This window comes from Kitasatospora sp. NPDC001660 (assembly GCF_053596725.1).
On sequence record NZ_JBSFGU010000105.1, the window covers coordinates 1 to 7,267 of the forward strand.

At 69.1% G+C, this 7,267-nt stretch carries 6 protein-coding genes and 1 pseudogene; 5 read left to right on the plus strand and 2 right to left on the minus strand.

What is annotated here, in order from left to right; genetic code table 11:
- The 5 genes and pseudogenes from ACWCXH_RS39390 to ACWCXH_RS39410 form a co-directional block, all read left to right on the plus strand.
- Window positions 1-2,119: hypothetical protein (locus ACWCXH_RS39390; RefSeq protein ID WP_449806332.1), on the plus strand; the 2,119-nt coding region annotated here is incomplete at its 5' end.
- A 14-nt stretch (window positions 2,120-2,133) separates the two neighbouring features.
- The gene (locus ACWCXH_RS39395; protein WP_449806333.1) at window positions 2,134-3,000 is read left to right on the plus strand and encodes an immunity 49 family protein; all 867 of its coding nucleotides are present in this window, start codon (window positions 2,134-2,136) and stop codon (window positions 2,998-3,000) included.
- A 15-nt stretch (window positions 3,001-3,015) separates the two neighbouring features.
- The gene (locus ACWCXH_RS39400) at window positions 3,016-3,867 is read left to right on the plus strand and encodes an immunity 49 family protein (protein ID WP_449806334.1); all 852 of its coding nucleotides are present in this window, start codon (window positions 3,016-3,018) and stop codon (window positions 3,865-3,867) included.
- 16 nt (window positions 3,868-3,883) lie between these two features.
- Window positions 3,884-4,039 (plus strand): hypothetical protein, encoded by a 156-nt coding sequence (locus ACWCXH_RS39405; RefSeq protein ID WP_449806335.1) that lies wholly within the window; start codon window positions 3,884-3,886, stop codon window positions 4,037-4,039.
- A gap of 52 nt (window positions 4,040-4,091) precedes the next feature.
- A pseudogene (locus tag ACWCXH_RS39410) lies at window positions 4,092-4,169 on the plus strand (hypothetical protein); the annotation flags it as partial.
- A gap of 53 nt (window positions 4,170-4,222) precedes the next feature.
- Here ACWCXH_RS39410 and ACWCXH_RS39415 read toward each other — a convergent pair.
- Window positions 4,223-5,104, minus strand: a complete 882-nt coding sequence (locus ACWCXH_RS39415; protein ID WP_449806336.1) for an immunity 49 family protein — start codon at window positions 5,102-5,104, stop codon at window positions 4,223-4,225.
- The coding region (locus ACWCXH_RS39420; RefSeq protein ID WP_449806337.1) for a hypothetical protein at window positions 5,101-7,267 on the minus strand (2,167 nt) is incomplete at its 5' end. The genes ACWCXH_RS39420 and ACWCXH_RS39415, both read right to left, overlap by 4 nt.

The window sequence follows — 7,267 nt, forward strand, 5'->3', positions numbered from 1 at the left end:
GCTGGTGGGCACCGACGGCTGGGACGCGTGCAAGCAGGCCTGGGTCGGGCTGGCGAAGCTGGGCACCGCCCTGGCCATCACCTCCATGCCCGGCGTGGGCCCGGCGTTCTGGTCGATGCCGGACAAGGATCTGCCGTCCTGGCTGCGGGAGTCCCGCACCACGGCGAAGGAGGCCGGCAAGGCGCTGTTGGCGTGGGACCAGTGGGGATCCAACCCCTCCCGCGCCGCCGGCGCCGTCACCTTCAACGTGCTCACCACCGTCTTCACCGGCGGCGAGGGCGCGGCCGCGGAGGGCGCGGGCAAGGCCGGCGCGATCTCCAAGACGCTGTCCGTCGCGGGCAAGGTCGGCAAGGCCATCGACCCGATGACGTACGTCTTCAAGGGCGCCGGCTTCGGCATCTCCAAGGTCAGCGATGTCATGAAGGGCCTCAAGGGCATCACCGACTTCAAGATGCCCAGCATCAACCTCGACAAGGCGCTCTCCCTGCCCGAGGGCGCGGTGAAGCTGCCTGACGGAACGATTCACCTGCCGAAGGACGTCGCCGTCCCCGAGGGCGCGATCAAGACCGCCGACGGCGGGATCAAGCTGCCCGAGAAGACCGTCGAACTGCCGCCCGGAACCGTCAAGATGGAGCACAACGGCAGGGTCGAGTACCTGGACCATGACGGGAACATCTACGACCACAACGGCAACAAGGTCCACAGCGGATCCGGCGCGAAGGCCGAGAACGTCCCGGGCGCGAACGACCACCCCGTCAAGCCTGACACCGCGGCCCCAGCACCGGCCAAGGTCAGGACCCCCGAACTCGTCGGTGTCGGCGCCCGCGACGGCGACAAGGTCATCAGACTCGGCTCCGACATCTCCGAGCCGATCCACGTCCCGAACCACGTCCCCGACGACCTCCTCGGCAAGGGCCACGACCTCACCCCCGGCGGCCACGCCCCCGAGGGCCCGCGCAACGACCTCAACGCCCCGCACAACGGCCACGACGGAACGCCGGCCACCAACGGCACTCCCGACCACCCGACCACGGGCGGTCACGACGGCGGTTCGACGGGCGGGCACGGCGGCCACGACGGCGGTTCGACGGGCGGCCATGGCGGGCACGACAGTGGCTCCACCGGTGGTCACGACGGAGCGCCCACGGGCGGACACGACGGCGGTTCCGCGGGCGGCCACGACAACTCGGGTAACGGCACGCACCAAGGTGAGCAGGAGATCACCGCGGAGCGGGCCAAGGAGTTGATGGACAAGCACGTCCAACTGGCGAACAACCCGGAGTGGTTCAAGCAGCACTACCTGGAGACGAAGGCCGGTGTCATCAAGCGCCTGCGCGTCGACGCCAAGGTCGACGGTGTCGAGCTCCCGCAGCTGGCCAAGGACCCCACCGGCAAGTTGGTCGCCGTCCACGACCTCCCGAACGCCCCGAAGGCGACCACCTTCGGCAAGAAGACGCTCGGCCTCGACACGGTCCCCGACGGGGCCCTCGAAGATCTCAACAAGGCCGCGGGAGACCGTCGCGTGTCGGTGGACCTGACCAACGCAGAAAGGGCGCTGGAAAAGCCGGGGGGCGACACCGCAGCAAACCACGCGGAGCTCGACAGGGCCCAGAAGGCGTACGACAAGAGACTCCCCGGCGTCGCCAACAACAGCGAGCATTCGGAGAAGTTCGGCAGCCAGGCCGCGGTCAAGCACGTGATCCCGCACGAGTTCCGCGGCGCGGAACCGATCGAGCTGCCCAAGACGGGCAACGGCGCCAACATGTTCGACGGGGCGTATGAGCTCCCCAACGGCGAGTACCTCCTGGTGGAGGAGAAGGCCCCGAAGAACGATCCCGACTGGCGCCACGGCAAGGCCGACCCCGACCCGCTGGATGAGCTGGCGGACGGAACGCTGGAGAACGGCGGGGCCCAGGGCATGCGCGTCCAGCAGGGCACCCGGCCGTACGTCCGGACGATCCTGGCCGAGATGACGGCCCGAGGTGGCACGGACGCCGAGATCGCCACCAAGCTCCGGGCTGCGCTGAAGGCCGGAAAGCTAAAGTATGTCCTGGTCAAGGCGAACGAGGACGTCAAGGGCACGTATGCCGGCGCCACGCTCGAACACTTCCACATCTAGCCGGAGGAGAGCTGATGACAACGCACGTTCCACGCCACGACTTCCGCACGGACAACGCAGCCCAGGCCATGGCACCGGTCGTCGCGTCCGCCGAGGAAGCCGTCGAGGGCATGGAGACCTCCGAGTACGACCGCGCTGACGCGCTGGACCTCGCACTCGCCGCGGCCGACTGGCACTGCGTCGAGGACCCCAAGTGCGGCGCGCTGGGAACCTGGGAGGCGTGGGTCGTGGCCATGCAGACCGGATCCGCGCTGTTCGCCGCCGGCACGGCGCAGGAGGGCCCGGTGGAATGCATGGTCGGCACCGAGGGCGAGGTGCGCAGGCTGCCCGCGACCGGGCCACAGGACTACCTGCACGCGGGTGCCTGGCTGAACGCCTTCTACCTCGCGGTGATCTGCCGCGAGGACGAGCGGATCAACCAACTCGCCCAGATCCCCGTGGAGTTCATCCGGGCGTCCGGCATGGAGTTCGACGACTACGTCTACGACTGGATCCGGGCCCTCCAGCTCGCCTGGTCCGGCGACCCCCAGCTTTGGGACCCCCTGGTCGCCGCCGTCCGAGGCACCGCCCCGGAGAACGCGCGGATCGCCAGCACCGAACTGATGCTGAAGATCCTCTACCCGCCGCTGGAACTGTTCCAGCTCTACCTGCGCAGGGAGACCGAGTCGTTCAACCAGACCCTGGTCAACGCCCTGACCTGGCACAAGGAGTACTGGACCGCGAACGAGGCCCGCTCCCTCAGCGCCGCCGGCCTGGTCGCCCTGGCCCCGCTCGCCATGGCCTGCCTGGCCTACGACGCCGACATGCCCATCGAGGTCGAGTCCGAGTACCTCCCGCACTACCTGGTCCACCGCACCTGGGTCGGCGAGTTCCCGACGTAAGCCGGCCGACGACACATGACGACTCACATTCCGCGCCATGACTTCCCCACGGGGAACGCGGAACAGGGCCTCGCCCTCCTCCAGAAGAATGCACAGGCGTTGATCGACGGGCTGGAGGACGACTCCACCGATCTCGGTGATGCGCTGCGCCTCACCGTCACGTTGGCCAAGTCCCACTGCCTGCCGGACACGGAGGGGTCGCACCTGCCCACGTGGGAGTCCTGGGTGAACGCGATGCAGGTCGGCTCCGCCGTGTTCGCCGCCGCGACCACGACCGAGGAGCACGTGCAGTGCCGCATCGCGGACAAGGACCGCGTGCTCCGGGCCACCGGCGTGCTTCCTTACGTGAACCCGGAGGCGTGGCTCACCGCCCTGTACCTGGCCGTGGTGTGCCGGGAGAAGAAGAGGATCGCGGCCCTGTGCCAGGTGCCGCTCTCCCTTCTGCGGGAATCCGGCTCCGGCTTCGCCGAGTTCGACTACGCCTGGATCGACGCGCTCCAGACCTACTGGAACGGCGGCCCCGACCTCGTCCCCAAGCTGACGGTCGCGATCGACGCCACCGACCCCGAGACCGTTGCCGACCCCGAGGCGGTCGGCCTGCTGGTCTACCCGCCGATGGAACTGTTCCACCGCTTCATCCGCAGGGACCACGCCGGCTTCAACCGGGCCCTCAACGACGCCCTCGAATGGCACAAGCAGTACTGGAGCAAGGAGGACCGGGCCCTTCGGTCCTCGGGCCTCGTCGCCCTCGCCCCGCTCGCCATGGCCTGCCTCGCTTATGACACCGGCACGCCCATCGAGGTCCAGTCCGAGTACCTGCCCATCGCACTCCTGGAGCGCGACTGGTGCGGCGAGTTCCCCACCTAGGAAGAGCCGGTAGCACATGACAACGCGCGTTCCACGCCATGACACCCGTCGCCCCGACGACTCCGCCGCCATCACGGTGCCGGTCGCCGAGGCCCTCCGGGAGGCCGTCGGAACGACGGCACCGCGCAGCGGACGCTCGCGCGCCAAGTCCGCGGTCGACAGCATCGGCTGACACGGGTCGATCCACCAGGTACGGATAGGCCCGGACAACGGGGGAGCTCGACATGGCGGGTGACTGGGATATCCAGCCGCAGGGCGTCCAGGGCCAGTTGAAGATCGTCGGCGGGCACGCCGGCGATCTGTCGACGGCCCTGAACGACCTGGTCACGAACATGCAGGCGGCGGCGCAGGCGGCCTACGTCGGAAATTCGCCGCACCAGTTGCGGCCGATGAGGGCCTTGGGCAGGTACTCGGACTCGACCTCGATGGGGAACCCCGCGTCGTGGGCGAAACAGGCCATCGCGAGCGGGGCGATGGCGACGGCGCCCGCGAGTTGGGTCTCCCGGCTCTCCTCGCTCCAGTACCGCTTGTGCCATTCGACGGCGTTGGTGAGGGCCCGGCCGAAGCCTTCGCGGTCGTCCCGGAGGATGCGGTGGAGCATTTCCATCGGCGGGTAGATCAGGTGCTGGACGGGCACGGGGTCGGCGACGGTCTCCGGGTCCGTCGCGTTGATCGCCGCGACCAGCTTGTCGCCGAGACCGCTGCCGCCCTGCCAGTAGGTCTGGAGCGTGTCGATCCAGATGTAGTAGTACTCCGGGAAGGCCGAACCGTTCTCCCGCAGCAGGGGGATCGGCACTTTGCTCAGGGCGGTGAGCCTCTCCCGCTCACGGCACGCCGCTGCCAGGTAGAAAGCGGTGAGCCAGGTGCCGGGATTCACGTGCCGGTGGCCACCGGTGGCCGGGAACGTGCGGTCCTTGTGCGCGATGCGGCACACCACGTGGTCCTCGGTCGTGGTCGCGGTGGCGAACACGGCGGAGCCGACCTGCATGGCGGTCACCCAGGCGTCCCAGGTGGGAAAGATCGACGCCTGGGGGTCCAGCAGACTGCGGCCGCCGGCGATGCGGAGCGTGGTGCCCAGGACGTCGCCCAGAAGGGCACCGTTCGTCTCGGCCTTCTCCAGCCGCCGCTCGACGTCCTCCTGGAGCATGGCGAGGCCCGCTTCCGCGTTCCCCATGACGGGAAAGGGGTGGCGGCTGATGATCGAGGCCAACGCGATCTCCTTCTCCTTCGAGTTCACTTGAACAACTTGAAGTACTTGAGGTCGGCCCCAGCATACTCACCGGCAGTTTCGCGGGCCTTGACCTGGACGTACTGCAAGCTCCTGTCGTCGATGGCGTCCTTGATCAGCTGGGCGTACTTGCCGTCCTCCACGGAACCCATGGCGGCACGCTCTTCCATGTCCGCCACGATCGTGTGGACGTACTCGATCGTCCCCTGCTGAACCTTCGTGGGGACCTGGAAGTAGTCGCCGTTGCTGTGACGCCAGAGCAATTGACCGTTGGGGGCCTTCGCCTCGACGATGATCAGCTTTCCGTCCTCGTTCATCCAGAGCTGGTCGAACCGCTTCGCACCGTTCGGGGTGTCGGGAAGGTGGATCTCCTTGTATCCCTTGAATTCCGGGAGTTGGAGCATGTGCTGACGTGCGGCTTCCTCGCCGAGGGTCTCGGAGACCCCGCTGTTGGGGGCGATGCCGTCATCGACCGTGGCGTAGAAGTGCTCCTCGGCCTTGGCCACGGCTGCCGCATTCTCCGGGGACTCGTCGTGCTTGAAGGCGTCCTCGGCCTTCTCCAGGTCCATCCACGCCTCACGGCCGCGCGCGACCTTGTCGAGACCGTCGAGGTTGCCCGCCGGAACCGTTCCGCGCTCGCCCGCCACGGGTTCGTGGGGCGTGTCGAGGTGGAACTCCCTCGGGTTCGCGTGCAACATGTCGTCGGCGGCGATCCAGCCGCTGTCGGTGTGCTTGAGAATCGGCAGCATCTGGCCGTCGACCAGTTCGGTCGCGCTGTTGCGCTTGCCGGGGAAGTACTTGTCGTAGTGCTCCGCGCGCCAGGCCGGGTCCTCGTTGGCCAGCCGGACGTGCTCGCGGGTGATGGCGGCCTTCTCCTCCGGGGTCCGGTCGTCGTACGGCTTCTCGCGAGCGGCCTCGTACTCGGCGCGCTGTGCGGCGCGCTCCGCGTCGGTGGTGCCCGGGTGGTTGCCGTCGTGCCCACCCGTGCCGGAGCCGTCGTGGCCACCCGTCGAGCCGCCGTCGTGCCCGCCCGTACCGTCGTGCCCGCCGGTCCCCGAACCGTCGTGGCCACCCGTCGAGCCGCCGTCGTGCCCGCCCGTGCCGTCGTGCCCGCCGGTGGTCGGGGTGTCGTGGCCGGGCGTGCCCGGGGTGTCGTGGCCGTTGCCGGACGGGTTGAGGTCGTTGCGGGGGCCCTCGGGGGCGTGCCCACCAGGCGAGAGGTCGTGGCCACCGGTGAGGTGGTCAGGAACGTGGTCCGGGGCGTGACCGCCGGGTGTCAGGTGATCGGGGACGTGGTCCGGCACGTGCAGCGGCCCGGACACGTCCGAGCTCAGCTTGACGACGCCGTCCCTGCCGCCGACCCCCACCAGCTCGGGGACCTTGACCTTCGCCGGGACAGGGCTGTTGGGCTTGACCGGGTTGTGGTCCGCGCCGGCGTGGTCGCCGCCGTCCTTCGGGGCTTCGTCGCCGTGCTGGCGGAGGTTGCCGGCCTCGTCGTACACGTTGCCGTGGGGGTCCATGAACTCGACGGTGCCGCCGTGCTCCAACTTAACGGTTCCGGGCGGGAGTTCGACGGTCTTCTCCGGCAGCTTGATCCCACCGTCGGCGGTCTTGATCGCGCCCTCGGGGATGGCGGCGCCCTTCGGGAGGTGAATCGTTCCGTCCGGCATCTTCACCGCGCCCTCGGGCAGGGCGAACGCGCCGTCGGCGATCTTCGGGATCTTGATGTCGGTGATGCCCTTGAGGCCGGCCATCACGTCGCCGACCTTGGAGATGCCGAAGCCGGCGCCCTTGAAGACGTACGTCATCGGGTCGATGACCTTGCCGGCCTTGCCCGCGATCGACAGCGCCTTGGAGATCGCGCCCGCCTTGCCCGCGCCCTCCGCCGCCGCGCCCTCGCCGCCGGTGAACACCGTGGTCAGCACGTTGAACGTGACCGAGCCCGCCGCCCGCGACGGGTTCGAGCTCCACTGGTCCCAGGCCACCAGCGCCTTGCCCGTCTCCTTCACCGCGGTGCGCGAGTCGCGCAGCCACGACGGCAGGTCCTTGTCCGGCATCGACCAGAACGTCGCCCCCACGCCCGGGATCGACGTGATGGCGAGGCCCGTCGCCAGCTTGGCGAGTCCGGTCCAGGCCTGCTTGCAGGCGTCCCAGCCCTGGAAGCCGACGAGG

What these genes read in the sequence shown, in the direction of transcription:
- ACWCXH_RS39395 (WP_449806333.1), top strand. Translation starts at nt 2,134, where the DNA reads ATGACAACGCACGTTCCACGCCACGACTTCCGCACGGACAACGCAGCC.
- ACWCXH_RS39400 (WP_449806334.1), top strand. Translation starts at nt 3,016, where the DNA reads ATGACGACTCACATTCCGCGCCATGACTTCCCCACGGGGAACGCGGAA.
- ACWCXH_RS39405 (WP_449806335.1), top strand. Translation starts at nt 3,884, where the DNA reads ATGACAACGCGCGTTCCACGCCATGACACCCGTCGCCCCGACGACTCC.